The following is a 23,918-nucleotide window of genomic DNA, read 5'->3' as shown; positions in this document are numbered from 1 at the left end:
AAAGCCGGGTGGCGAGGTAAAAGCAAAACGGCAACCAGGATTGCCGTTTTTAATGTTTGTTCCCTCTCCCCGTGGGAGAGGGTCAGGGTGAGGGCATCAGGCCGCACCCTACAAGACGACTTAGAAGTCGTAACGCAGACGCACCAGGTTCATGTCGCCCAGGTTGTCGGTGCTGGAGGTGAACACGTGTTCGTAATCCACGCGGAAACCGTAATCCAGCTGGAAGCTGATACCCACGCCGTTGTCGATGCGCTGGTAGTTGCGGCCGTTCACGTACTCGATGCGGTCACCCATGAAGTAAGGCTGGATGGATTTCACCGCGTACTGACCGATTGGGAATTTGTACCCTGCGAAGTATTCAATACCCCACGCGTCGCCCGCAAAGTAGTCGTTAACAGACACTTTTTTGGTGGTCAGGAAGTTCTGGTACCAGCCGCCGCCCGCGGAGAAGGTCCAGTTGTCCGGCGTCCAGCTCAGCGCGGTACCGACAATATTCTGATCGTAGGTTTTGCTGTCGCCGTTGTCCGGGTTACGCATGTCGGCGCGGGTGTAGTTCCAGGCAGCGCCCCAGGTCAGATCGGTGGTCAGGTGGTAATCGATACCCAGCGAGCCGCCGCCTTTACGCTTGTAGCGCAGGCCGTTGCCCGGCAGGTATTCGCTGTCTTCAAACAGGTAGGATGCGTAAATGTCCGCATCGCCCACGGTTTTCTTGTATTTCAGCATCTGGCGTGAACGGTAAGAGCCGTCGTAGTCGCCGTTGATCCCGTTACCCGGCGCCTGGGCGATCATGTCGTAGTCCCAGATATCGGTTTTCGCGCCAACCACATCATAGTAAACGCTGTTCTGTTGGCCGAAGGTCAGCGTACCCCAGGTATCGCTCTTCAGGCCGGTGTAGAGCATGCGGCGAGTGGTGTCATGTGCGCCGTCTGCATAGTGATTATCCCAGTTAAACTGGGCAGGGATGTTCACCCCCAGCTCGTAGTAGCTGATCCAGCTGATGTCATCAAACAGATAGTAATCAGCCGCGAAACGGAAGCGGGTGCCGCCGTCAAAGCCGTTACGCTTGTAGCCGTTTTTACCGTCGTCGCCGGTCATGTTCTGGAACTGCGGACGAATGCTGCCGCCAACGGTGAAGTTCAGGCGGCTCAGCGGGTTACCCGCCTGAGGATCCTGCTTAAGTACGGTGATTTCTGCCTGAGATGCAAAAGTAGTCAATGCCACTGCCGCGCCGATCGTTGCCGCCAGCGCTGATTTTTTTATAGTCATTATTTTTCCTTAATAGACACGCTGCTAAATATTTAGCTGGTGAATATTAACCGGAAATATTCGGGCTGTGTGGACGGGTTTTTAATGTTTTGTGCTGCTAAATGCGTTGGCATTATCACTTTGTGCTATTTAAGCGTTACGCACCGGCATAAAAACCGGTGCGTAATTATTACCATACTAAATCAATTCACAAACTGCCGGAACAGGGCCTTGCCCTTTAACAACCGCGCACCGAGCCAGCCCCCGCAGAGGGAGAGCAGCACCGCGCCGCAGAGAGGAAGTATCAGCCAGAGACGCCAGTCAGGCTCCCACGGGAAGTCGAAGACCTTCGTCTGCAGCACCGCCAGCGCCGTTTCAGCGCCAATCGCCGCGACCAGACCCGCTACCAGCCCCAGCAGCGCAAACTCGCTCCAGAGCGTCATGCGCAGCAGGCGCTTACCCGCCCCGAGCGTGCGGTAAACTATCAGCTCCTGATGACGCTGGCGCATGCCCACCTGCACCTGAGCCAGCAGCAACAGCACGCCGCAGATTGTCACCAGCACCACCATCACCTCCAGCGCGCGGCTCACCTGCTCCAGCACCTGCCCCACCTGCTTCAGGATTGCGCCAATATCCAGCAGGCTGACCGTCGGGAATTCCCGGTTAAGCTGGGTCAGCATGCCGTTGCCGTTTTCCCAGCGGAAGCTGGTCAGCCAGCTCTGAGGCTGTCCGTCCAGCGCGCCCGGCGGGAAAATAAAGAAGAAATTCGGCCGCAGGCTTTCCCAGTCCACTTTACGCAGGCTGGTGACTTTGGCGGTAAAATCCTGAGTATCGCCGGTGAAGGTCACGCTGTCCCCGAGCTTCACGTTCAGGCGCGTCGCCAGCCCCTCTTCCATCGACACCTCCCCCGCTTTCGGCGGCCAGGTCCCGGCGGTAATCGGGTTATGGTCGGGACGTTTCTCCTGCCAGGTCAGGTTGAGCTCGCGGTTAAGCGACTCGTCCTTGTTCCCCTCGGTTGACTGGCCGTTGATCTGCGTCAGACGCGCGCGGACGATAGGGTAGAACGACTCGGGGATAATATGATGCTCCGACAGGAAGCCCTTCAGCGGCGCGACCTGTTCCGGCGCGATGTTGATCAGGAAATAGTTCGGGCTTTCCGGAGGAAGCTGCTGCTGCCAGCGATCCAGCAGATCCCCGCGAAGCACGAGAAGCAGCGCCAGCAGCATAAACGACAGCGAAAAGGCCGACAGCTGGCTGAGCGTTGACCAGGGCTGATGCAGCAGGCGGTTGACCGCCAGCCGCACGGGCAGGGATTTTACCGTCAGCCTTTTCAGGACATTGAGCAGTATCCAGCCCAGCACGCCGCACAGCAGCGCCAGCACCACCGCCCCGGCCAGCACGGCCCACAGCAGCGTGCTGCCCCCCATCAGCCAGGCCAGCAGCCCGACCGCAACAGCAATAATTACCGGAAGATAGAACTTCAGCGGCCAGACGTTCGCCACCACATCGTTGCGCAGCACGCGCAGCGGCTGCGTCGCGAGCAGCAGCCGGTACGGGCGCAGCCCCACCAGCACCGAGATCACCGTCATCGCGCCAATCGCCCACAGCCACGGCCAGAGGCTGGCCGGGGGCAATGCGGCCGGGAGTACCGGTTTCAGCATCACCATCAGCAGCTTTTCAAACAGCAGCCCTATTATTCCGCCAGTCAGCGCAGAGAGGACCAGCAGCATCAGCCACTGGCCGACAATCAGCCTGCGCAGCTGCGCCCGCCCCGCGCCGAGGGTTTTAAGGATCGCTACCAGGTCGTAGCGGCTGCGGCAGTAGTGCCCCATCGCCACGGCAACCGCCGCCACCGCCAGCAGCAGGGTTAACAGCGCCGAAAGCAGCAGGAACTGTTGAGAACGCTCCAGAGATTTGCCGAGCGCCCCTTCGTCCTGCTCCAGCCCGTACCAGCGGTGCTCCGGCTTGAGCTGCGGCAGAAGCCATTTTTCATACGCCTCCAGCTGGGCAGGCATGCCGCCAAACTTGTAGCGCCAGGTCACGCGGCTTCCCGGCTGGACGGCATGGGTGGCCGGAACATCGGCGGTGTTCATCAGCAGGCGCGGCGCAAGCTGGAACGGGTTAAAGCCGGAGTCGGGCTCCTGCACCACTTCCCCGGCGATTTTCAGCGTCGCGTCGCCCACGTCGATATTGTCACCGGGCTTCAGGTTGAGAAGCGCCATCAGGCGCGATGCCAGCAGCACCGTGCCGGGCGTCGGCTTTAGCCCCGGCGGGCTGGTTTGTAATTCCCCGTACATCGGGTAGATATCGTCCACGGCCTTGACGCTGGCGAGCTGCGGGGTGTCCCCCGCGAAGGTCATGGTCTGGAAGGTGATTTGCTCTCCCACCTTCAGCCCTTCTTTGCGCGCTTCCTCAATCCAGCCAGGCGGCACAGGACGCGAGCTTTGCAGCGCCCGGTCCCCGGCCATAAATTCGCGGCTCTGCTGGCTAAGTCCTTTTTCCATGCGGTCGCTGACGCTGCCGAGCGCCAGCACGCAGGCCACCGCCAGGCTTAACGCCAGCCAGACAATCAGCAGAGAGGGCGAGCGCCATTCGCGCCAGAACCAGCGGGCGATCATGCTTCCTCCTGAAGAATACCGTTCACCAGCCGCAGGCGGCGGTCGCAGCGGGCGGCGAGCTGCGGATCGTGGGTCACGAGAATCAGCGTGGTGCCATGTTCGCGGTTAAGCGAAAACAGCAGGTCAGCAATTTTGTCGCCGGTTTTACGGTCAAGGTTGCCGGTGGGCTCATCGGCAAACAGCACTTCCGGGCGGCCGTTAAAGGCGCGCGCCAGCGCCACGCGCTGCTGCTCGCCGCCGGAAAGCTGTGCGGGAAGATGGTCGAGGCGCTTGCCCAGGCCGAGCTGTTCCAGCAGCGCCTTCGCATGCGTGCGGCTTTCGCGGCTCTTTTCGCCGCGCAGCAGCGCCGGGAGCTCGACGTTTTCCAGCGCGTTCAGCGTCGGGATCAGCATAAAGGACTGAAAGACAAAACCAACGTGACGGGCGCGCAGCGCGGCTCGCGCCTCTTCATCAAGCTGGTGCAGCGGCTGCCCGACAAGATGGACTTCCCCACTGCTGCCGTCGTCCAGACCGGCCAGAATCGCCAGCAGCGTGGACTTGCCGGAACCGGATTCGCCAATCAGCGCGATGGTTTCGGCGCGTTTGACAACGAGTTCAACTCCGGTAAGGATTGAAAGCTCCTGCTCCCCCTGACCGACGGACTTCTTAAGACGATGAACTTCAACACTGTTTTCCGCTGGCATTTGCCCTTCCTGTTTTTGATGCTGATGACCTTCCGCGCGGCGGCAGCGGACACGTTACTGATTCTTGGCGACAGCCTGAGCGCGGGCTACCGCATGGCGGCCAGCGCGGCCTGGCCGGCTCTGCTCAACGACAAATGGCAAAGCAAGACAACCGTTGTCAACGGCAGCATCAGCGGCGATACCTCGCAGCAGGGGCTGTCGCGCCTGCCTGCGCTGCTCAAGCAGCATCAGCCGCGCTGGGTGCTGGTTGAGCTTGGCGGTAATGACGGCCTGCGCGGCTTCCAGCCTCAGCAAACCGAGCAAACGCTGCGCACCATTTTGCAGGACATCAAGGCGGCAAACGCCCAGCCGCTGCTGATGCAAATTCGCCTGCCCGCCAACTACGGTCGTCGGTATAATGAGGCCTTTAGCGCGATCTACCCTAAGCTTGCCAAAGAGTTTGATATTCCGCTCCTGCCATTTTTCATGGAAGAGGTCTATCTCAAACCCCAGTGGATGCAGGACGACGGTATCCACCCCAATCGCGATGCGCAGCCGTTTATTGCCGACTGGATGGCAACGCGGCTGGCTCCTTTAGTTAAACATGACTCGTAATTCAGCGGAGTTCCTGACAGGTAAAGTTATGCAAAAATCGGTCTTAATTACAGGGTGTTCCAGCGGAATCGGCCTTGAAAGCGCGCTCGAACTCAAGCGCCAGGGATTTCGGGTGCTGGCAGCCTGCCGCAAGCCTGACGATGTCGAGCGCATGAACGGGCTGGGCTTCACCGGCGTTCAGCTGGATATGGACTCGCCGGAAAGCGTTGAACGCGCCGCCGACGAGGTGATAGCCCTGACCGACAATCGTCTGTACGGGCTCTTTAATAATGCCGGTTACGGCGTGTATGGCCCGCTGGATACGCTCTCGCGCGAAACGCTGGAGAAGCAGTTTTCGACCAATTTCTTCGGCGTCCATCAGCTCACCATGCGGCTCCTTCCGGCCATGCTGCCGCACGGCGAAGGGCGCATCGTGATGACATCGTCAGTGATGGGGCTGATTTCCACCCCGGGGCGCGGCGCCTACGCGGCCAGTAAATATGCGCTGGAAGCCTGGTCCGACGCCCTGCGCATGGAGTTGCGCCACAGCGGCATTAAGGTCAGCCTGATTGAGCCCGGCCCGATCCGCACCCGCTTTACCGAAAACGTTAACCAGACCCAGGCGGACAAGCCGGTCGAAAACCCCGGCATTGCCGCACGCTTTACCCTCGGGCCAGAGGCGGTGGTTGCCAAAGTGCGCCATGCTTTTGAGAGCGAGCATCCCAAAATGCGCTATCCGGTGACGCTGGTCACCCATGCCGTCGGCTGGCTAAAGCGACTGCTGCCGGGCAGGATAATGGACAAAATTTTGCACGGCTGAGTTGAAGCGACGACGCTCATCCCCATGTAAAGAGTAAACCGATAAAAGAGAAAGCCGCATGTCCGTACAGAATATCGTCAATATTACAGAAGCAAACCTGCAGCAGGTCCTCGAACAGTCGATGGCTAAACCGGTGCTGTTCTACTTCTGGTCTGAGCGCAGCCAGCACTGTCTGCAGCTGACGCCGGTGCTGGAAAGCCTTGCCGCGCAGTACAACGGTCAGTTCATTCTCGCTAAGCTGGACTGTGACGCCGAGCCGATGGTCGCGTCGCAGTTTGGTCTGCGCGCCATTCCAACCGTCTATCTGTTCCAGAACGGCCAGCCTGTTGATGGCTTCCAGGGGCCCCAGCCGGAAGAGGCGATTCGCGCCCTGCTGGATAAAGTGCTGCCGCGCGAAGAAGAGCTGAAGGCGCAGGAAGGCATGGCGCTGATGCAGGAAGGCAAATACGACGAGGCGCTGCCGCTGCTGAAAGAGGCGTGGCAGCTGTCGAACCAGAACAGCCAGATCGGCCTCCTGCTGGCGGAAACGCAGATCGCCCTGCACCGTTCAGAAGACGCGGAAGCCGTGCTCAAGACGGTCCCAATGCAGGATCAGGACACCCGCTATCAGGGGCTGGTGGCGCAGATTGAGCTGCTGAAGCAGGCGGCGGACACCCCGGAAATTCAGCAGCTGCAGCAGCAGGTAGCCGACAACCCGGCGGATGCCGCGCTGGCAAGCCAGCTGGCGCTGCAGCTGCATCAGGTGGGGCGTAACGAAGAGGCGCTGGAGCTGCTGTTCAGCCACCTGCAGAAAGATCTGGCTGCCGCAGACGGTCAGGCGCGCAAGATGTTCCAGGAGATCCTGGCCGCGCTGGGCACCGGAGACGCGCTGGCGTCGAAGTATCGTCGTCAGCTGTACGCGCTGCTCTACTAACAAAAAAATGCCCGGTGGCGCTAACGCCTACCGGGCCTACACAAACAGGCTTAACCCGCTTTTTTTAGCTGTGTCACCACCAGCTGGTGGCGCGCGTTGTAGAACTTCCGATAGGTCAGGTAGCAGGCAATGATGGTTGACAGGCTCGCCGTGGAAAGCAGCATAAACGTCACCATGATCTGATACTTAATCGCTTTTACCGGATCGATACCGGCAAAAATCAGCCCCGACATCATGCCAGGCAGGCTCACCAGCCCCACCGTTTTGGCAGAATCTACGGTCGGGATCAGCGATGAGCGAATGCTCTCACGAATCAGCCGCGCTGAAGCCACTTTTGGCGTCGCCCCCAGGCTTAACTTCTCCTGCAGCTGCTGCTGTTCGCTGCTGAAACGCTGGCCGAGGTTGTTGTAGCACAGGCCAACGGCCACCATGGCGTTTCCCGCAATCATCCCGGAGATAGGGATCACCTGCATCGGCGTAAACTCAATCGAGCCGGAGAGCACCAGCACCGCCAGGGTGAGCGCCGTCCCGGTGGTAATCGCGATAAACGACGAGATAAACGCCTTATCAATATATTTACTGCGCTTCTGCGCGTTCCACGCCGCGTTAAAGCAGATAAAGAGCACCATCAGCAGCGTCAGCACCGCGTGGTTGACGTTGAAAATATACTTCAGCACATAGCCGACGATGATGAGCTGAACCACCGCGCGGCAGATGCTCCAGACAATATCTTTTTCCAGCCCCAGCTTTTCCCGGTAGCTTACGACGATAGCAATCAGCACCAGCACCATCGAAAACGCCAGAGATTCATTGGTAATGTTATGCTCACCCACGGTTGGCCTCCTGCATTTTCCCGCCGTGCGGCTGGAGCGTAATCACGTCATCCGCATGGGTAATTTCATTTGAGTCGTGCGTCACCCACAGCACGGCAATATTCTGCTCGCGGGCGTAACGATGAATAATCTCGTTGACGTTGCGTTTGTTGGCGTCATCGAGCGCGCTGGTAATCTCATCCAGCAGCAATACCTTCGGTAAGAACTGCAGATTACGGATCAGCGAGACGCGCTGCTTTTCTCCGCCCGAGAGCTCATGGATGGATTTGGTCAGCGTCTCCTTCGCCAGGCCAAAACGGACCAGATCGTCGATGAATTTTTCCGGCTCCGGCGTTTTATTGCGGATTTGCCACGGAAAAATCAGGTTATCAAAAACCGTGTCGCCAAAAAGTACTGGCGTTTGTACGCAATAAGAGACCTGCTGGCGATAGCTTTCCGGGGAAAGGGCCGCAATATCCTGCCCTTCAAACAGAATGGTACCCTCTGTTGGGCTCAGCAGTGAGGCCACAATCTTCAGTAAGGTGCTTTTACCGCAGCCTGACGGCCCCGTTATCAGCTTGAACTCACCGGGAGAAAGGTTAAACCCGACGTGCTGAAGGATCGTGTTATTCGCAACACGAAAGCCGACGTCCTTTATCTGCAAAACTGCATTTTCGTTGTTCATATTTTTTCCAGTAACCACCGAGCGCTATTAGCATAATCCGTGCCGCACGTTCGTCACAACGCGTTTTAGCGCCCCCTTCGCCGCCAAGACTTCCGATTGCGTTTACCGTGCATTCATTAGACATGCTTTACACTTTCGCTTTACAGTTTACGCCGTGACCTTAGCGACACTTCCGCATCCCTGGTTTAGAACATTCGTTAAAGTGGTGTTAAGCTCTGCCCGCAACACAATAAGGAAGTACAAGAATGTCTAATATTCACACTTTTTATGAGTTTTCCGAACTTGAACCCGGCGTGAAAACCATCGATCAGCTTCTTGCCGCCATCGCTTCAGAATCCGTTACGGCTTATGTATTCGGGGGAGAGCTTGTCCGCTTCGTTAAGGGCCTGCTGAAGATGAAGCCGGTCATTCAGCTGAAGAATTGCCGCTTTGCGTTTGACAACGGAACTCGCTTCGTTGAAATCGACGGCAGAGGGAATGTCAAAGAGTTCGAGCCGGGCAAGGTTCCGGCCTGGTTCCAGTCTCCCGGTGAGTTTGCCCGCGGCCAGTGGCTGGTCAACCATGATTTTGCTGACCTGATGACGCCGGAATTTATCCGCGCGTTTATCGAACGCTTCCCGGACGTAGGCAAACGACGCGAACACGCGAACCTGCTGTTCGATCTGCAGCTCAATAAGCTGGCGCCCGCGCAGCCCGCGGCGAAAAAGACAGGCAACGTTCAGGGCAAAACCACCAAACCCAAAGTCACCGATCTGCAGTCTTTCGAACTCTTCAGCCAGTTTTATGCGCGCATGAAAACGGCAGTCTGTGCGGACCAGTTCCCGACGCTGCAAATTCTGACGGGACACGACGCCGTCAACGACGCGCCCACCTCTCTGAAGGGCGCGGTACGCACCTGGTTCAAAGGGATCACCGGTCAGCTTCCGCCGAACAACAAGCGCGTGGGCGCGGGCAATGCGGAACTGTTCTGCGCGCCGATCCGCGAGCAGCTGCACCAGGTAGAAGAGATTGGGCTGGAGACCTTCTATCACGGCCTGTCGAAAGCCATCGCCGATGCGGGTGACGATGCGCTGATCGCTGACTTTACCTACAGCTACCACTAACGCTCTGCCCCGCCCGTCGGACGGGGCGAATTTTAGCCCATTAGCCGATATACTTACGACTAGCAAACACGCGCTTTTTCTCATCAAGGCATGCAAAACAGGAGGTTTTTATGCTCATCGTTGTTCCCGTCCTTATATTCGTCGCGCTGGTTATCGTGGGCGCAGGCGTCAAAATTGTCCCGCAGGGCTATCAGTGGACCGTAGAGCGCTTCGGCCGCTATACGAACACGCTGCAGCCCGGCTTAAGCCTGATTATCCCGTTCATGGACAGAATTGGCCGCAAGATCAACATGATGGAACAGGTGCTGGATATCCCCTCTCAGGAGGTGATCTCCAAAGATAACGCCAACGTTACCATTGATGCCGTCTGCTTTATTCAGGTGATTGATGCGCCGAAAGCGGCCTATGAGGTGAGTAACCTGGAGCTGGCGATCGTCAACCTGACGATGACCAACATCCGTACCGTACTCGGCTCGATGGAGCTGGACGAGATGCTCTCCCAGCGCGACAGCATCAATACCCGCCTGCTGCACATTGTTGACGAGGCAACGAACCCGTGGGGGATCAAAGTCACCCGTATTGAGATCCGCGACGTGCGCCCGCCGGCAGAGCTGATCGCCTCCATGAACGCGCAGATGAAGGCCGAGCGTACCAAGCGTGCCTATATTCTGGAAGCCGAAGGGGTCCGCCAGGCGGAGATCCTCAAAGCGGAAGGGGAAAAACAGTCGCAGATCCTGAAAGCCGAGGGCGACCGTCAGTCCGCGTTCTTACAGGCGGAAGCGCGTGAACGTTCTGCAGAAGCGGAAGCCCGCGCGACGCAGATGGTCTCCGAGGCGATTGCCGCCGGTGATATCCAGGCCGTGAACTACTTCGTGGCGCAAAAATATACCGATGCGCTGAAAGAGATCGGCTCCGCGAACAACAGCAAAGTGGTGATGATGCCGCTGGACGCCAGCAGCCTGATGGGCTCTATCGCAGGGATCGCCGAACTGATCAAAGACAGCGGAAACGAGCGTAAAAAATGATTGAGCTGATCGTTGCACATCCTCATGCCTTCTGGCTAAGCCTCGGTGGCTTGTTGCTGGCGGCGGAGATGCTTGGCGGCAACGGCTACCTGCTCTGGAGCGGTGTTGCCGCGGTCATTACGGGCCTGCTGGTCTGGATCCTTCCTCTGGACTGGGCGTGGCAGGGCGCGCTGTTTGCCGTGCTGACGCTGGTTGCCGCCTGGCTGTGGTGGCGCTGGCTTAACCGCCAGGTCAAAGAGCAGAAACCGCTGGACGCGCATCTCAACCAGCGCGGACAGCAGATTGTCGGCAAGCGCTTTACGCTCGACGCCGCGCTGGTGAACGGACGCGGGCACATGCGCGTGGGCGACAGCTCGTGGCCGGTGGTGGCCGACGAAAACCTCAACGCCGGAACACAGGTTGAGGTCATTGCGGTGGAAGGGATTACGCTGCGGGTTAAAGCCTGCTAGACGTGGGTTTTGCGATGGCAGCAGCCGGCAAGATTATCAATAATCGGGCAGTCGGCGCTGTCATCACCCGGGCAGGATTCTGCCAGCTGCAGCAGCTGTTCGCGCATCGCCTGTAGCTCAATGATGTGGCGCTCGATCTCCGCCACTTTTTCCAGCGTGCGTTTTTTCACGTCGGCGCTGTGGCGCTTCGGATCGTTAAACAGGTTAACCAGCTCGCCGCACTCTTCCAGGTTAAACCCCACCTGTCTTGCCTGGCGCAGCAGCGTCAGCTCGTCGAGATGCAGCTGCGTATAGCTGCGGTAGCCGTTTTCACTGCGCAGCGGCGGCGTTACCAGCCCCTTCTCTTCATAAAAGCGGATTGCCTTGCTGGTTAAGCCGGTTTTTTTGGCCACGTCACTGATATTCACATTTCCCCCTTGACCTTCCCCTTGATGGAAGGTTTAACCTTCATAACAGTTAGCGAAAAGCGTTACTCCGGTCAACAACTGACCAATATATTATACGGGAGTTTAGTTATGTCTCACACTATCGACCTGACGCTGGACGGCCTTTCCTGCGGCCACTGCGTCAAACGCGTTAAAGAAAGCCTGGAACAGCGTCCTGACGTTGAAAGCGCTGAAGTGACTATCGACCATGCCGCCGTGACCGGCAGCGCCAGCGCGGACGCGCTGATTGATACCATTAAACAGGCCGGTTATGGGGCGGAGTTAAGCCACCCAAAGGCTAACCCGCTGGCAGAGTCATCATCCCCGTCGGAAGCGCTGACAGCGGCCACTCCTGAGCTTCCGGCAGCGGATGATATTGATGACAGCCAACAGCTGCTGATCAACGGCATGAGCTGCGCCAGCTGCGTCTCCCGCGTGCAGAACGCCCTGCAGGCGGTACCGGGCGTCGCACAGGCACGGGTCAACCTTGCGGAGCGTACTGCGCTGGTGATGGGCAGTGCCTCCGCCGCAGATTTAGTGCAGGCCGTGGAAAAAGCGGGCTACGGGGCGGAGGCCATCGAAGATGACGCCGAACGCCGCGAGCGCCAGCAGGAAACGGCTATTGCCACCATGAAGCGCTTCCGCTGGCAGGCGATTGTCGCCCTGCTGGTCGGTATTCCGGTGATGGTGTGGGGCATGATGGGTGACAACATGATGGTCACCGCAGACAACCGCACGCTGTGGCTGGTGATTGGTCTGATTACCCTTGCGGTCATGGTCTTTGCAGGCGGGCATTTTTATACCAGCGCCTGGAAGAGCCTGAAAAACCGCACGGCGACGATGGACACCCTGGTCGCGCTCGGTACCGGCGCGGCGTGGCTGTACTCCATGAGCGTGAACGTCTGGCCCCAGTGGTTCCCGATGGAAGCGCGCCATCTCTATTATGAAGCCAGCGCGATGATTATCGGCCTGATTAACCTGGGCCACATGCTGGAAGCGCGCGCCCGTCAGCGCTCCTCGAAAGCGCTGGAACGCTTGCTCGATTTAACCCCGCCGACGGCCCGCGTGGTCACGGACGACGGGGAAAAAAGCGTCCCGCTGGCGGAGGTGCAGCCGGGCATGACGCTGCGCCTGACCACCGGCGACCGGGTGCCCGTTGACGGTAAGATCACCCAGGGCGACGCCTGGCTGGATGAAGCGATGCTGACCGGGGAGCCGATCCCCCAGCAGAAATCACAGGGCGACGCGGTTCATGCCGGTACGGTAGTGCAGGACGGCAGCGTGCTGTTTACTGCCAGCGCCGTCGGCAGCCATACCACGCTGTCGCGCATTATCCGCATGGTGCGCCAGGCCCAGAGCAGCAAGCCGGAGATTGGCCAGCTTGCTGACAAAATCTCGGCCATTTTTGTGCCGGTGGTGGTCGGCATTGCCCTGCTGAGCGCGGCGATCTGGTATTTCTTCGGCCCGGCACCGCAGATTGTCTACACACTGGTGATCGCCACCACGGTGCTGATCATCGCCTGTCCGTGCGCGCTTGGCCTGGCAACGCCGATGTCGATTATCTCCGGCGTGGGCCGCGCCGCCGAGTTTGGCGTGCTGGTCCGTGATGCGGATGCCCTGCAGCGAGCGAGCACATTGGATACGATTGTGTTTGATAAAACCGGTACGCTGACCGAGGGCAAACCGCAGGTAGTGGCCGTGAGCACCGCCGGCATTGCGGAAGAGGACGCGCTGCGCCTTGCCGCCGCGCTGGAGCAGGGTTCCAGCCACCCGCTGGCCCGGGCCATTCTCGATAAAGCGGGCGATGCAGTCCTGCCGCAGGTCAGCAATTTCCGCACCCTGCGCGGGCTCGGCGTCAGCGGTGAAGCCGACGGCCACGCGCTGCTGCTGGGTAACCAGGCGCTGCTGAATGAAAACGGTGTTGATACGTCCGCGCTGGAAGATGAGCTGAAAGCACAGGCGTCTCAGGGTGCCACCCCGGTTCTGCTGGCGGTGGATGGCAAAGCCGCCGCGCTGCTGGCCGTGCGCGATCCGCTTCGCCAGGACAGCGTGGATGCCTTACAGCGCCTGCACCGCGCGGGCTATCGCCTGGTGATGCTGACCGGGGATAACCCGACCACCGCCAACGCCATCGCGAAAGAGGCCGGTATTGATGAGGTGATTGCGGGCGTGCTGCCGGACGGCAAAGCGGACGCCATCAAGAACCTGCAGAGTCAGGGCCGCCAGGTGGCGATGGTAGGCGACGGTATCAACGACGCCCCGGCGCTGGCCCAGGCGGACGTGGGGATTGCCATGGGTGGCGGGAGCGATGTCGCCATTGAAACCGCCGCCATTACGCTGATGCGCCACAGCCTGATGGGCGTTACCGACGCGCTGGCCATTTCTAAAGCCACGTTGCGCAACATGAAGCAGAACCTGCTGGGGGCGTTCGTCTATAACTCGCTCGGTATTCCGGTTGCTGCCGGCATTTTGTGGCCGCTGACCGGCACCCTGCTGAACCCGGTGGTTGCGGGTGCGGCGATGGCGCTCTCCTCCATTACCGTGGTGAGCAACGCCAACCGTCTGCTGCGGTTTAAACCGAAGGATTGAACCTTGTTCTCGTACGCGCTAGCATGACCCTTTCCGGTCATGGAGCGCGTATGAGTCTGTTTAATCGTATAAAAGCATCGTTTCGCGCCCTCTTCCCCCGCCGCTATGACTGGCCCGGCCTGGATATCTCCCTTCCCGGCGGGCAACATCTTCATCTGGTCGGCAGCATCCATATGGGCACGCAGGGAATGTCTCCCCTGCCACCCGGCCTGATAAAACGCCTGAAGCGCGCCGACGCGCTGGTCGTCGAGGCGGACATTTCCGGCCACGAGTCGCCGTTTGCCGGGCTTGAAAGCGATCTCCCTCTGGCGGAGCGCCTGAACGACGACCAGCTCGCGGAACTGACGCGCGTGGCGGCAGAAACCGGCGTGTCGCTCTCGATGATTGACACCCTGCCGCTGTGGCAAATTGCGATGGTGCTGCAGGCCACGCAGGCGCAGCGTCTGGGCCTGCGCGGTGACTACGGCATTGATTACCAGCTGCTGAACGTGGCGCGGGCGCGCCGTATGCCCATCATCGAGCTGGAAGGGACGGACAGCCAGATTGCGCTCCTGCGCCAGCTTCCTGACGACGGTCTGATGCTGCTGGATGATACCCTGACCCACTGGCACACCAACGCGCGTCTGCTGCAAACCATGATTGGCTGGTGGCTGGATGCGCCGCCCGCGGACGGTAAGCTGGCGCTACCGTCCACGTTCAGTGAATCGCTTTATGATGTGCTGATGAATGCGCGCAACAAAGCCTGGCGAGAGACGCTGCATGCTTTACCTGCGGGGGAGTATGTGGTCGCGGTCGGGGCGCTGCATTTGTACGGCGAAGGGAATTTGCCGTCGCTGTTGAAATAAAAAAAATGGCCAATATCTCTATTGGCCCGTCAAAGAGGAATTTCATCGTTTTTATTATACCGAAGTGACCTTCGGCTGAGCCGATTGTCGCTCAAAGTGACCATCACTGCCAACACTATTGCGCAAGATGGTGCTATTTTTTAGACAAACGTCAGGCGTATGCTGGCTGCATGAATTGTCTGTCGTAAGAAGGATAGCTATGACTCCCGCCGTTAAATTACTCGAAAAAAACAATATTTCTTTCCGGATCCATACCTACGATCACGATCCGAACGAAACCAACTTTGGTGATGAAGTGGTGCGCAAGCTGGGGCTGAACGCTGACCAGGTCTATAAAACGCTGCTGGTCGCGGTGAATGGCGATATGAAGCATCTCGCCGTGGCGGTAACGCCCGTTGCCGGGCAGCTCGATCTCAAAAAAGTCGCGAAAGCGCTGGGGGCAAAAAAGGTGGATATGGCGGACCCGATGGTTGCGCAACGAACCACGGGCTATCTGGTGGGCGGAATCAGCCCGCTCGGACAGAAAAAACGCCTGCCGACGCTGATCGATGCGCCTTCACAGGAGTTTGAGACGATCTATATTTCGGGCGGTAAACGCGGGCTGGATATTGAACTGGCCGCGGGCGATCTGGCGAAGATGCTGGACGCGAAATTCGCGGATATTGCGCGCCGGGATTGAATAAAAAGCCGGGTGGCGGCTGCGAGGTAAAAGCAAAACGGTAACAGGCGTTACCGTTTTTTGTGTTCGCGCCCTCTCCCGGTGGGAGAGGGTTGGGGTGAGGGCATCAGGCCGCACAATACTACTGCCAGCTCACCTCGCCCTTCGGCTCATACGCATTCACGTCAATCGGCGAGTTCTGCTCGATGTACTGCTTCAGCACTTCCGCATCGATAAAGCCGGTGTTTACGTAGCCCGGTTTATTATCGATGTGCGGATAGCCGTCGCCGCCGGTGGCGTTAAAGCTCAACGTCGCCAGACGGTAGGTTTTCGCAGGGTCTACCGGCTCGCCTTTGATTTTCAGATCGTTGAGCTTGCCGTCCTTCGCCACAAAGCTGACATTCGCGAACTGCGGATAGGCACCCGAGTCCGGCTTCATCTGCGCCACGGCCGTCAGGTAGTCAATCACCTCTTTCCCGCTCATGTCCGCATACACCACCACGTTGCCGAACGGCTGCACCTTCAGCACGTCTTTATAGGTGATGTTTCCGCCTTCGATGGAGTCACGAATGCCGCCGCCGCTCATCACGCCGAAGTCCGCATTCGTGCGCGCCATCTGCGCCGCCAGCACCAAATGTCCCATGTTGGTCTGCACGAAGCGGACTTTGCTGCGGTCCCCTTCCAGACGACCGTTCAGCGTGCCGATCTTCACGTCCAGCTGCGCCTTGCCTTTATTCTGGAACGGCGTCAGCAGGGAGAGCATCTGCTGGTTTTCTGCGATCTCTGGCGTGTAAAGTACGCGCTCGCTTTTCCCGTCCGGGTAGGTGACTTTCTTCTTCAGGTTGACCGGAATGAGCTGATAGTGCACCAGCTTCATCTCGCCGTTGCGGAACTCGAAATCCGCGCGGCCCACGTATTTACCCCACTCGTGGGCCTGCACAATCCAGATCCCGTTCTGACGGTCTGGCGCGCAAGGCGTGCCCGGCACGTAGTCCACCTGCTTTTTGTTCTCCGACGCCATGCAGACCGGATCCTGTGAGTGACCGCCCACAATCATTGCCAGCGAGCCTGTCGGCAGGCTACGCGCCATCTCCACGTCGCCGGGCGCATTGGAGCCGTGCTCGCCGTTATCGTAGTGTCCCATATGGGTAGTGGCGATAATCACGTCCGGCTTTTCGTTCTGCTGCAGCTCCTGAATCACCAGCTTCGCTTCGTCTGCCGGTTTGCGGAATTCGATATCGGTGAAGAACTCAGGGTTACCGATTTTTGCCGTATCGTCGGTGGTTAAACCAATGACCGCGATTTTGAGATCCTGACGCTTAAACAGCGCCCACGGTTTAAACAGACGTTCGCCGGTGCTTTTCTGGTAAATATTGGCGGAGAGGAACGGGAATTTGGACCATTTCTCCTGCTGGCGCAGCACGCTCAGCGGGTTATCAAACTCGTGGTTTCCGACGGCCATCGCGTCGTAACCGATTAAATTCATGCCGCGGAAATCGGGTTCAGCGTCCTGTAGATCGGATTCCGGCACGCCGGTATTAATATCTCCGCCGGACAGCAGCAGCACGCTGCCGCCCTGGGCCGCCACCTCTTTGCGAATGCCGTCCACCAGCGTTTTTTGCGCCGACAGGCCATACTCGCCGTATTCGCTGCGCCAGAAATGACCGTGGTGATCGTTGGTATGCAGGATGGTGATTTTATAGGTTTTATCTTTTTCATACGCCTGCGCGGGCAGGCTTGCCAGGCCCCATGCGGCAATAAGCGCCAGCGCGACGCCCCGCTTCATTAACTTCATCTTCTCTCTCCCTGACCAATAGACAAAGGCAAAAATTACAGTGACTAACAAGAATAGACAAATAAGTTTTCAGAATTGCGACTTTCTTCAAATGTCGCAGGCGGGTATGTTAGTCGGATAATAATTACACCCTGCATCTCTAATAACTAAAGACGTGGTAATTCTCTCTATGGCAATCAGTGAATCAACCCAGCCCGCTCCGGGCGCGCCGGCGTCGTCGCCGGCATCGCGCACCTCTTTTAAAGTTTTAGGCGCAATCAGCCTCTCGCACCTGCTCAACGACATGATCCAGTCGTTGATTCTGGCAATCTACCCGCTGCTGCAGTCCGAGTTTTCCTTAACCTTCGTACAGATCGGGATGATCACCCTGACCTTCCAGCTGGCCTCGTCGCTGCTGCAACCGGTGGTGGGCTACTGGACGGATAAATACCCGATGCCGTGGTCGCTGCCGATAGGCATGTGCTTTACCTTAAGCGGGCTGGTGCTGCTGGCCATGGCAGGCAGTTTTGAAGCGGTTCTGCTCGCCGCCGCGCTGGTGGGAACCGGCTCGTCCGTCTTCCATCCGGAGTCCTCACGCGTGGCGCGTATGGCCTCCGGCGGCCGTCACGGGCTGGCGCAGTCGCTCTTCCAGGTAGGGGGCAACTTCGGTAGCTCCCTCGGCCCGCTGCTGGCGGCGGTGATCATCGCTCCGTACGGCAAAGGCAACGTGGCCTGGTTTGTGCTGGCCGCCCTGCTCGCCATTGTCGTGCTGGCACAGATCAGCCGCTGGTACGCCGCCCAGCATCGCGTGAACAAAGGAAAACCTAAAGCGAAGGTTATCAATCCCCTGCCCCGTAATAAGGTCATTCTTGCGGTCTCCGTGCTGCTGGTGCTGATTTTCTCGAAATACTTCTACATGGCGAGCATCAGCAGCTATTACACCTTTTATCTGATGCAAAAATTCGGATTATCGGTACAAAACGCGCAGTTCCACCTGTTTGCCTTCCTGTTCGCGGTCGCTGCCGGAACGGTCATTGGCGGGCCGGTGGGGGATAAGATTGGCCGTAAATATGTCATTTGGGGCTCAATCCTCGGCGTGGCGCCGTTTACCCTTATTTTGCCGTACGCAAGCCTGGAATGGACCGGAATTTTAACCGTGATAATTGGTTTTATCCTCGCCTCCGCGTTTTCCGCCATTCTGGTCTATGCCCAGGAGCTGCTGCCGGGCCGTATCGGTATGGTTTCTGGGCTCTTTTTCGGTTTCGCCTTCGGCATGGGTGGCCTTGGCGCGGCGGTATTAGGGATGGTTGCGGATCACACCAGCATCTTCCTGGTTTACAAAATCTGCGCTTTCCTGCCGCTTCTTGGGATGTTGACCATATTCCTGCCTGATAATCGTCATAAAGCGTGATTTACGGGTAGCTAAAGTTATGCTTTGGCTACCCTTCCCCCTTATGCCATAAGGGTTTCCTCTTCATCCACGCTCTGAATTTATCAATATGCGCCTTTTTAAGCGCATATTGCCGTTTTATTCAAACTTCAACAATTATTCATAAACATAAGGGCAAAAATTGTCATAAACTATTACCTGGCTTTTTGGTATTCACGCCAAAAATGGAACACTCACCGCGAAAGGAGACGGAATGCACCACGCCACACCGCTTATTACCACCATTGTTGGTGGACTTGTGCTCGCTTTTATCCTTGGCATGATTGCCAATAAGCTGCGTATTTCTCCTCTTGTCGGCTATTTGTTAGCGGGTGTACTGGCGGGGCCTTTCACGCCAGGCTTCGTGGCGGATACCAAACTGGCGCCAGAGCTGGCGGAGCTGGGCGTGATCCTGCTGATGTTTGGCGTGGGTCTGCATTTTTCTCTGAAGGATCTGATGGCGGTAAAGTCGATCGCCATACCGGGAGCGATCGCCCAGATAGGGGTGGCGACGCTGCTGGGGATGGCGCTTTCGGCAGTGCTGGGCTGGTCGCTGATGACCGGCATCGTATTTGGGCTGTGCCTCTCAACCGCCAGTACCGTGGTGCTGCTGCGCGCGCTTGAAGAGAGGCAGCTGATAGACAGCCAGCGCGGGCAGATCGCAATAGGCTGGCTGATTGTGGAAGATCTGGTGATGGTGCTGACGCTGGTGCTGCTGCCCGCCGTCGCCGGGATGATGGAAAAAGACAACATCGGCTTCGCCTCGCTGGCGCTGGATATGAGCATCACCATCGGTAAGGTGGTGGCCTTTATCGCCATCATGATGCTGGTGGGCCGCCGTCTGGTACCGTGGATCATGTCCCGCAGCGCGGCGACCGGCTCCCGCGAGCTGTTTACGCTCTCCGTGCTTGCGCTGGCGCTGGGCATTGCCTTTGGCGCCGTCGAGCTGTTCGACGTCTCCTTCGCGCTGGGCGCGTTCTTCGCCGGGATGGTGCTGAACGAGTCCGAGCTGAGCCACCGCGCGGCGCACGATACCCTGCCGCTGCGCGACGCGTTCGCCGTGCTGTTCTTTGTCTCCGTCGGCATGCTCTTTGACCCGATGATTCTGGTTCAGCAGCCGCTGGCCGTGCTGGGCACGCTGGCGATTATCATCTTTGGTAAGTCGGTCGCCGCCTTTTTCCTGGTGCGGATGTTCGGCCACTCCCCGCGTACGGCGCTGACGATTGCCGCCAGCCTGGCGCAGATCGGTGAGTTCGCCTTTATTCTGGCCGGTCTGGGCATGGCATTGAACCTGCTGCCGCAGGCGGGGCAAAATCTGGTGCTGGCGGGCGCGATTCTGTCGATTATGCTGAACCCGGTGCTGTTTGCCCTGCTGGAAAAATACCTCGAGAAGACCGAAACCCTCGAAGAGCAGACGCTGGAAGAGGCAACGGAAGAAGAAAAGCAGATCCCGGTAGATATTTGTAATCACGCCCTCCTGGTAGGCTTTGGCCGCGTCGGCAGCCTGCTCGGTGAGAAGCTGATGGCGCAGGGGATCCCGCTGGTAGTGATAGAAACCTCACGTACCCGCGTCGACGAGCTGCGCGAGCGCGGCATTCGTGCGGTGCTGGGCAATGCGGCGAACGAAGAGATCATGGAGCTGGCGCATCTGGACTGTGCCCGCTGGCTGTTGCTGACGATTCCGAACGGCTATGAAGCGGGAGAGATTGTGGCCTCCGCGCGTGAGAAGTGCCCGAATATCGAGATTATCGCCCGGGCGCACTATGACGACGAGGTGGAGTACATTACCGAGCGCGGCGCGGATCAGGTAGTGATGGGCGAGCGCGAGATTGCGAATACGATGCTGACGCTGCTGGCGAAACCGCCGGTTGAAGAAGGAGTGACGGGCTAGCTTGTGCGGTCTGGTCCCCCCTCACCCCGGCCCTCTCCCCAAAGGGGCGAGGGTGTTCAAGTTCCCTCTCCCCTTTGGGGAGAGGGTCAGGGTGAGGGGCTTCTTTTACCTATCCCAATAAGCCTCTTCGAGGCTGTCTTCTCGTTCCGGCAGACCGCGCGTTAAGCGCGGAGAATGCTGATTCAGCACCTGATAGCTCACGCGGTTCGCGTACTTACACACCTGCGCCAGCGAGGAATAGGTCAGCCAGCTGAACTTGTGCTTGCTGGAGTTCGGCACGTTGGTTTTGTGGTAGGCGTTAGCGGTAATGTCGTGCAGCAGCGCGGCCAGCGCGCCGTCGCCCGCGCCGTTAGTATTCATGATCTTCTCCGGCCCGCCCATATAAGGCGCAATGTGGGAGTAAATACGCAGCGGATTCACGCAATCTTTGTGGCGCATGCCGCGGCTGAACTCGTACTGGTTGAACTCGGCAATCGCGCCCGGCAGCAGCGGGTGCTGGGTTTTGCGTTTGCTCTCTTCTTCCGTGAAGCCTGCCATATACAGCCCAACCGGGCCAGCGGTGCAGAGCACCAGGTCCACCCAGTCCAGCGCTTTATCAGAGGCCAGCAGCGGATCGCTCTCGCCGGTCAGCGCTTCGGCCTCTTCTTCGTTCATCGCCAGAATCGAGACGTGCTCCTTCAGGAACGCCTGCCACCACTCCGGGTTATCGGCAATCACGAATTTAGTGCCCAGGGTTAACACCACCGGCACATCGTACTTTTTGGCGTACTCAATCGCCTTCATGGTCGCCTCCGGCATCGGCTCGCCCGGCTTACAGCGCACCAGGTAGGAGGTCAGCACCAGCGCAGAGGCGCCCGCGATCACCTCTTCGGGAATACTTTCCGCGCGCAGCTTGTTCATGTGACCCGGGCTGATGGCAAAGGTACGCTCGCCGGATTCGCCGATCAGCGTAAAGCAGCGGCCAATCGGCCCGTCTACGCCCTGGAGATAGTTCAGATCGGTACGGCTGGAGGTGTTGCACAGGTAGCGGTAGGCGTAGCCACCGATTTCGATATTGCTGCACATCACGCCGAGCAGGACCGAACGGTCGTCTGCCAGAACGGAGTAGTTGTGCATGGTGTTGCCGATGGTGCCCCCGGCGAACTGATGGGTAATCAGGTTTTCGCGCACCAGCTCCTGGTAAAGCGCTTCGGCAACGTCGTCCTCAATCACCAGGGAGTGACCGGCGCTCAGACCGTAACGGGCGACAAACTCATCATCCACTTTCGCTTCAATGTCCACCAGCGTCTGGTCGATACCGACGACCCATGCCGCGCTGGTTTCATTTTCAGGCTGGATTTGCTGCAGGAGCGGATCGCGGGCATCGACGGGAAAGTAGTGTTTGGATTTACGTTTACCGGGAAATTTCATGGTCTGAACTGTACGAAGAATATGGGCCGGGAATGGTAGCACAAACCCGGCCCGGAGTGCGATCAGCGGCTGTTCGTTACCAGCGAGACCATCATGTCGATATGCTCAGGCGAGTCGTTAAGCGCCGGAATGTACTCATACTTTTCACCGCCGGCCTCAAGGAAAAATTCCCGGTTTTGCACCGCGATCTCCTCCAGCGTTTCCAGACAGTCCGCCGAGAAGCCCGGCGACATCACCTGAATGTGCTTCACGCCCTTCTCGCCGAGCATTTTAAGGGTTTCATCGGTGTACGGCGTCAGCCACGGCTCGCGACCGAAGCGCGACTGGAAGGTCATCATCACCTTCTCCGGCGGCAGGCCGAGGGCGGAGACCAGCTCGCGGGTAGTATCGCGGCAGCGCTGCGGGTAATCATCCCCTTCGTTGGCGAAACGCTGCGGGATGCCGTGATAGGAGAGCAGCAGCAGATCCGGCTCGCCGTGCTTTTCAAACGACGCGCGCGCGCTGTTGGCAAGCGCCTTGATGTAGAGATCGTTATCGGCGTAATCGCGGATAAAGGTCACGCCCGGAATGCGGCGGCGGGTTGCCAGAATGCGGGCCAGCTCGTCCCAGACGGCGGCCACCGTCGAGCAGGAGTACTGCGGATACAGGGCCAGCACAACGATATGATCCACGCCCTGCGCCAGCAGGGAGTCCACCGCGCTTTTCAGGGACGGTTTGCCGTAGCTCATGCCGAGCGCGACGGGCATATCCGGCAGGCGGGCGGCCAGCGCTTTTTCCTGACGACGGCTGTAAACCATCAGCGGCGAGCCCTCTTCCATCCAGACGGACTGATAGAGTTTGGCGACGCGCGGAGAGCGAATCGGCAGAATGACGCCACGCAGCAGCGGCCACCACAGCAGTCTCGGAAAATCCACGACGCGCGTGTCGCTTAAAAATTGTCGCAGGTAGCGTTTTACCGCGTCTGGAGTGGGTGCTTCTGGAGTGCCCAGATTGGCAAGCAGGATGCCGGTTTTCGCCTGACTCATTCACGCCTCTTAACCATTTGATAGGTTGTCAATTGTAGCGGAAATGCGTTTAAACGAAACCCATTGCTGTAATAGGTAAGATGAGAATATTTCTCACCCGGGAACCCGGGTGAGAGGCGTGCGATTAGCCGAGGATTTTTTCCAGCTCTGCACGTACGTCAGCCACGGCTTTGGTACCGTCAACTTTGGCGTATTTGGTGTTACCCGCCTGCGCTTCTTTGGTGTAGTAGCCGATCAGCGGCGCGGTCATCTGATGGTATTCCACCAGGCGTTTACGCACGGTCTCTTCCTGATCGTCTTTACGGGTGGTCAGCTCTTCGCCGGTCACGTCGTCTTTGCCTTCAACCTTAGGCGGGTTGAATTTGATGTGGTAAACGCGGCCAGAGGCAGCGTGCACGCGACGGCCAACGATACGGTCAACGATCAGCTCGTCCGGTACGTCGAACTCCAGGACGTAGTCCACGTTGATGCCCGCTTCTTTCATGGCGTCAGCCTGAGGAATGGTGCGCGGGAAGCCGTCCAGCAGGAAACCGTTACGGCAGTCTTCCTGCGCAATGCGCTCTTTAACCAGCGCGATAACCAGCTCGTCGGTTACCAGCTTGCCTGCGTCCATGATGTCTTTCGCTTGTTTACCCAGCTCGGAGCCAGATTTTACAGCGGCGCGCAGCATGTCACCGGTGGAGATTTGCGGAATACCGTATTTCTCCATGATGAACTGAGCCTGAGTTCCTTTACCCGCGCCCGGAGCGCCAAGCAGAATAATACGCATTGCGAAAATCCCCTCAAATGTCGTTTCAATTTTTCAAAAGCGCTAAACAATACCACCAGAACGGGCGTGGCTCAAGGAAGGCGGGAAGGCTGAAACGGTTAATGGGGGGAGATAATTTGGCGTTGTGCGGTCTGGTGCCCTCACCCCGGCCCTCTCCCACGGGGAGAGGGAGAAGAC

21 protein-coding genes are annotated in these 23,918 nt (G+C 58.5%); 11 read left to right on the top strand and 10 right to left on the bottom strand.

The window, feature by feature from the left end:
* Positions 1-120 precede the first annotated feature (120 nt).
* The 3 genes from OSH03_RS16845 to ybbA all read right to left on the bottom strand — a co-directional run bounded on the left by OSH03_RS16845 (position 121) and on the right by ybbA (position 4,546).
* Entirely contained in the window at positions 121-1,266 is a 1,146-nt protein-coding gene (locus OSH03_RS16845) for a porin (RefSeq protein ID WP_061098992.1), read from the bottom strand.
* Positions 1,267-1,448: 182 nt separating this feature from the next.
* The gene (gene ybbP, locus OSH03_RS16840) at positions 1,449-3,863 is read right to left on the bottom strand and encodes a putative ABC transporter permease subunit YbbP (protein ID WP_266179627.1); all 2,415 of its coding nucleotides are present in this window, start codon (positions 3,861-3,863) and stop codon (positions 1,449-1,451) included.
* Positions 3,860-4,546: a putative ABC transporter ATP-binding protein YbbA gene (gene ybbA, locus OSH03_RS16835; protein WP_266179625.1), complete on the bottom strand. Its 687-nt coding sequence runs from the start codon at positions 4,544-4,546 to the stop codon at positions 3,860-3,862. The genes ybbP and ybbA overlap by 4 nt, the downstream gene beginning before the upstream one ends.
* On the opposite strand from ybbA, the gene tesA reads away from it, so the two are divergent.
* From tesA to OSH03_RS16820, 3 genes are read left to right on the top strand one after another with little or no spacing between them, the layout of a single operon-like run.
* Entirely contained in the window at positions 4,517-5,140 is a 624-nt protein-coding gene (gene tesA, locus OSH03_RS16830; RefSeq protein WP_061098994.1) for a multifunctional acyl-CoA thioesterase I/protease I/lysophospholipase L1, read from the top strand. The two genes, ybbA and tesA, sit on opposite strands and share 30 nt — an antisense overlap.
* Positions 5,130-5,939, top strand: a complete 810-nt coding sequence (locus OSH03_RS16825) for an SDR family oxidoreductase (protein ID WP_151413928.1) — start codon at positions 5,130-5,132, stop codon at positions 5,937-5,939. The genes tesA and OSH03_RS16825 overlap by 11 nt, the downstream gene beginning before the upstream one ends.
* Before the next feature lie 58 nt (positions 5,940-5,997).
* On the top strand, positions 5,998-6,852 hold the full coding sequence (locus OSH03_RS16820) for a co-chaperone YbbN (RefSeq protein ID WP_151413929.1): 855 nt from the start codon (positions 5,998-6,000) through the stop codon (positions 6,850-6,852).
* A gap of 50 nt (positions 6,853-6,902) precedes the next feature.
* Here the strand turns inward: OSH03_RS16820 and fetB are convergent, their stop codons facing one another.
* Positions 6,903-7,685: an iron efflux ABC transporter permease subunit FetB gene (gene fetB / locus OSH03_RS16815; protein ID WP_266179624.1), complete on the bottom strand. Its 783-nt coding sequence runs from the start codon at positions 7,683-7,685 to the stop codon at positions 6,903-6,905.
* Complete coding sequence (gene fetA / locus OSH03_RS16810) at positions 7,678-8,349, bottom strand: iron efflux ABC transporter ATP-binding subunit FetA (protein ID WP_061098998.1); 672 nt, start codon at positions 8,347-8,349, stop codon at positions 7,678-7,680. Before fetA ends, fetB begins: the two co-directional genes overlap by 8 nt.
* Before the next feature lie 245 nt (positions 8,350-8,594).
* Here fetA and OSH03_RS16805 point away from each other — a divergent pair, with 245 nt between their 5' ends.
* The 3 genes from OSH03_RS16805 (at position 8,595) to OSH03_RS16795 (ending at position 10,926) form a co-directional block, all read left to right on the top strand.
* The gene (locus OSH03_RS16805; protein WP_061098999.1) at positions 8,595-9,452 is read left to right on the top strand and encodes a hypothetical protein; all 858 of its coding nucleotides are present in this window, start codon (positions 8,595-8,597) and stop codon (positions 9,450-9,452) included.
* 110 nt (positions 9,453-9,562) lie between these two features.
* On the top strand, positions 9,563-10,477 hold the full coding sequence (locus OSH03_RS16800) for an SPFH domain-containing protein (protein ID WP_061099000.1): 915 nt from the start codon (positions 9,563-9,565) through the stop codon (positions 10,475-10,477).
* Positions 10,474-10,926: an NfeD family protein gene (locus OSH03_RS16795; protein WP_266179621.1), complete on the top strand. Its 453-nt coding sequence runs from the start codon at positions 10,474-10,476 to the stop codon at positions 10,924-10,926. Before OSH03_RS16800 ends, OSH03_RS16795 begins: the two co-directional genes overlap by 4 nt.
* Here OSH03_RS16795 and cueR read toward each other — a convergent pair.
* The gene (gene cueR / locus OSH03_RS16790; protein ID WP_028012206.1) at positions 10,923-11,333 is read right to left on the bottom strand and encodes a Cu(I)-responsive transcriptional regulator; all 411 of its coding nucleotides are present in this window, start codon (positions 11,331-11,333) and stop codon (positions 10,923-10,925) included. The two genes, OSH03_RS16795 and cueR, sit on opposite strands and share 4 nt — an antisense overlap.
* Positions 11,334-11,441: 108 nt before the next feature.
* Here cueR and copA point away from each other — a divergent pair, with 108 nt between their 5' ends.
* The 3 genes from copA (at position 11,442) to ybaK (ending at position 15,464) form a co-directional block, all read left to right on the top strand.
* Entirely contained in the window at positions 11,442-13,940 is a 2,499-nt protein-coding gene (copA, locus tag OSH03_RS16785) for a copper-exporting P-type ATPase CopA (protein WP_266179620.1), read from the top strand.
* Between the two features lie 50 nt (positions 13,941-13,990).
* On the top strand, positions 13,991-14,785 hold the full coding sequence (locus OSH03_RS16780; protein WP_061099003.1) for a TraB/GumN family protein: 795 nt from the start codon (positions 13,991-13,993) through the stop codon (positions 14,783-14,785).
* 199 nt (positions 14,786-14,984) lie between these two features.
* The gene (gene ybaK, locus OSH03_RS16775) at positions 14,985-15,464 is read left to right on the top strand and encodes a Cys-tRNA(Pro)/Cys-tRNA(Cys) deacylase YbaK (protein WP_021241623.1); all 480 of its coding nucleotides are present in this window, start codon (positions 14,985-14,987) and stop codon (positions 15,462-15,464) included.
* Between the two features lie 121 nt (positions 15,465-15,585).
* On the opposite strand, the gene ushA is transcribed toward ybaK, so the two are convergent.
* On the bottom strand, positions 15,586-17,238 hold the full coding sequence (gene ushA, locus OSH03_RS16770; protein WP_266179618.1) for a bifunctional UDP-sugar hydrolase/5'-nucleotidase UshA: 1,653 nt from the start codon (positions 17,236-17,238) through the stop codon (positions 15,586-15,588).
* 169 nt (positions 17,239-17,407) lie between these two features.
* Here ushA and OSH03_RS16765 point away from each other — a divergent pair, with 169 nt between their 5' ends.
* Positions 17,408-18,628 (top strand): MFS transporter, encoded by a 1,221-nt coding sequence (locus OSH03_RS16765; RefSeq protein ID WP_061099005.1) that lies wholly within the window; start codon positions 17,408-17,410, stop codon positions 18,626-18,628.
* 232 nt (positions 18,629-18,860) lie between these two features.
* Positions 18,861-20,537 (top strand): YbaL family putative K(+) efflux transporter, encoded by a 1,677-nt coding sequence (gene ybaL, locus OSH03_RS16760; RefSeq protein ID WP_266179616.1) that lies wholly within the window; start codon positions 18,861-18,863, stop codon positions 20,535-20,537.
* Between the two features lie 105 nt (positions 20,538-20,642).
* On the opposite strand, the gene OSH03_RS16755 is transcribed toward ybaL, so the two are convergent.
* From OSH03_RS16755 to adk, 3 genes are all read right to left on the bottom strand, one after another.
* The gene (locus OSH03_RS16755; protein ID WP_061099007.1) at positions 20,643-21,947 is read right to left on the bottom strand and encodes an inosine/guanosine kinase; all 1,305 of its coding nucleotides are present in this window, start codon (positions 21,945-21,947) and stop codon (positions 20,643-20,645) included.
* A gap of 62 nt (positions 21,948-22,009) precedes the next feature.
* A complete protein-coding gene (gene hemH / locus OSH03_RS16750) occupies positions 22,010-22,972 on the bottom strand; it encodes a ferrochelatase (protein ID WP_061099008.1) in 963 nt (320 codons plus the stop codon).
* Between the two features lie 124 nt (positions 22,973-23,096).
* A complete protein-coding gene (adk, locus tag OSH03_RS16745; protein WP_006809841.1) occupies positions 23,097-23,741 on the bottom strand; it encodes an adenylate kinase in 645 nt (214 codons plus the stop codon).
* Positions 23,742-23,918: the final 177 nt, after the last annotated feature.

This window comes from Enterobacter nematophilus (assembly GCF_026344075.1).
GTDB lineage: Bacteria > Pseudomonadota > Gammaproteobacteria > Enterobacterales > Enterobacteriaceae > Enterobacter > Enterobacter nematophilus.
This window is presented reverse-complemented; position numbering and strand designations above follow the sequence as displayed.